Origin of the sequence: uncultured Corynebacterium sp., from assembly GCF_902489365.1 — a bacterium.
GTDB lineage: Bacteria > Actinomycetota > Actinomycetes > Mycobacteriales > Mycobacteriaceae > Corynebacterium.
In genome coordinates, this window is record NZ_CABTZR010000166.1 from 1 (window position 1) to 1,819 (window position 1,819).

Here is a 1,819-nt window from a genome sequence, read left to right on the forward strand (position 1 = left end):
AACGCAGCCGGGGTGGCGTGGCTGAACGGAACGGAGCTGACGACGCCGGCGGACTTGCCGTGAGAGATAGCCTGCTCGGAGATGTTCTTCAGGGAGTGGCCGTACGGGGACTTACCCAGCACACCGTTGTCCACCTTCTGGCCGGTGGCCATAGCGGTGCCGGCAGCCGCGGAGTCGGTGACCTTGTTCTTGGTCACGTAGTCGTGGTCGGTCCAGGCCTTCTCCGGGTCGTAGGAGCCACCGTCCGGGAAGGTGGTCATAGAGAGACGCTCGAAGTCCTCGAAGGCCTGGACGGACTCGCCGTCGAGCTCCTTGACCTCACCATCGAAAGCGCCCTCAACCAGGTACTTGGACTGGCCGGACTCGTAGAGGTTGGTGGAGGCGATGTGGTTGTAGCCCATGCCATCACCGATCATGTAGATGACATTCTTCGGGCCCGAGGTTGCGGCCTGCGCGGGTGCGACGACACCAGCGGTGGCAAGGGAAGCGACGGTCACAGCCGCGCAGGTGCGCAGCGCGCGAGAAGAAATACGCATTAGTGAGCTTTCTTAAGTTAAAAGAGCGAGCAAGAAAAGAGACGGACTGGGGCCATTGTTTGCATGGCCGGAATCCACTCTGGGACCGTAATAAGCGCAAGTGTCGGTTCGGGGAAAGAGAAACTAAATCAAAGGAAACTTTATGTGGCGGTGAACGATGCTGAGGAAAGTGGATCGTCGACAAGCGGTGCGTCCCTCACATGGAACGCACCGCTCAGCGTGGGCACGGTTGGCTAGGCCATCTGCAGCGTGGTCACGCAGGTTGCGCCCTCCTCGGAGGTGTCCAGGGGGACCTCGCCGGTCTTGCCGTCCTGCTTGATGGTGATGGTGCCCTTTTTGTCGGCGGGCAGCCAGTATCCAATGAAGCCGTTGTCAAAGGTCGTAGTGTCTTCGTTGACCAGCTCTTTTCCGGCGTCATCGGTGATAGTGACGTGGATGTCTTCCTTGCTGAGCTCACCAGTGCAGGTGGTCAGGGAGTGGTTGAAGCAGTCATGGGTCTGGGTCATGTACGGCGCGATGGAGACGTAGAACTTGTCCTCCGGCAAGGGCAGGGATGCTTGGCCCTGCTCGGCGGTGAGGACTAGCTCGTTCGGCAGCACGGAGGCGTGCAGATCGCTAGGGCGCTCCTCCTTGGGCATGTGGTCCAGCTTGTCGATGATCTCTGGGCCATCCAACCCTTCGAGATCGAACTCGGCGAGGATCTCCTCGGCAGGCACCTGTTGGATGCCGGTGCTGGAAGCGGCGCTCTTCGAGGCTTCGCTCGGGACGGGGCTCTCCGTGGAGCAGGCGGACAAGGTGATGGCTGCGGCGCACACAGCCGCAAGAGAAATGAGGCGTTTCATAAGTCTTCCGAATGGGTCCGAATATGTTTACTCAAGCCTATACCCCACCGGGGTATCCATCAATGGAATGAGAGAAGGATCATCTTTTTCCGCTACGCGGGCTAAACTCTCCCCTATGTCTGATACTTCGGCCGCAACTTTGCCGCCCTGCCCCGAATGCTCCTCCGAGTACACCTACGAAATGCCGCCGCTGATTGTCTGCCCGGAGTGCGCGCACGAGTTCTCCGCCGACTCTGCTGATACCACGGCAGCGGAAGGAAACGAACCGATCATCGTCGACTCCGTAGGCAATGCGCTTGCCGACGGCGACACGGTCACCATCACCAAGACCCTTAAGGTCAAGGGCGCTCAGCAGCCGCTAAAAGCTGGCACCAAGGTGCGGGGCATCCGCCTCAGCGTCGATGCCGGCACCGGCCAGGAAGACCACAACATTGACTGCAA

Annotated in this window: 3 protein-coding genes; 1 reads left to right on the forward strand and 2 read right to left on the reverse strand. The window is 60.0% G+C overall.

What is annotated here, in order from left to right; genetic code table 11:
• Window positions 1-536: alkaline phosphatase (locus tag RDN59_RS12205; RefSeq protein WP_308608068.1), on the reverse strand; the 536-nt coding region annotated here is incomplete at its 3' end.
• Window positions 537-769: 233 nt separating this feature from the next.
• The gene (locus RDN59_RS12210; protein ID WP_308608069.1) at window positions 770-1,378 is read right to left on the reverse strand and encodes a CueP family metal-binding protein; all 609 of its coding nucleotides are present in this window, start codon (window positions 1,376-1,378) and stop codon (window positions 770-772) included.
• 115 nt (window positions 1,379-1,493) lie between these two features.
• Between RDN59_RS12210 and RDN59_RS12215 the strand changes: the two genes are divergently transcribed.
• The coding region (locus tag RDN59_RS12215) for a zinc ribbon domain-containing protein YjdM (protein ID WP_308608070.1) at window positions 1,494-1,819 on the forward strand (326 nt) is incomplete at its 3' end.

What these genes read in the sequence shown, in the direction of transcription:
- RDN59_RS12210 (WP_308608069.1), bottom strand. Translation starts at nt 1,378, where the DNA reads ATGAAACGCCTCATTTCTCTTGCGGCTGTGTGCGCCGCAGCCATCACC.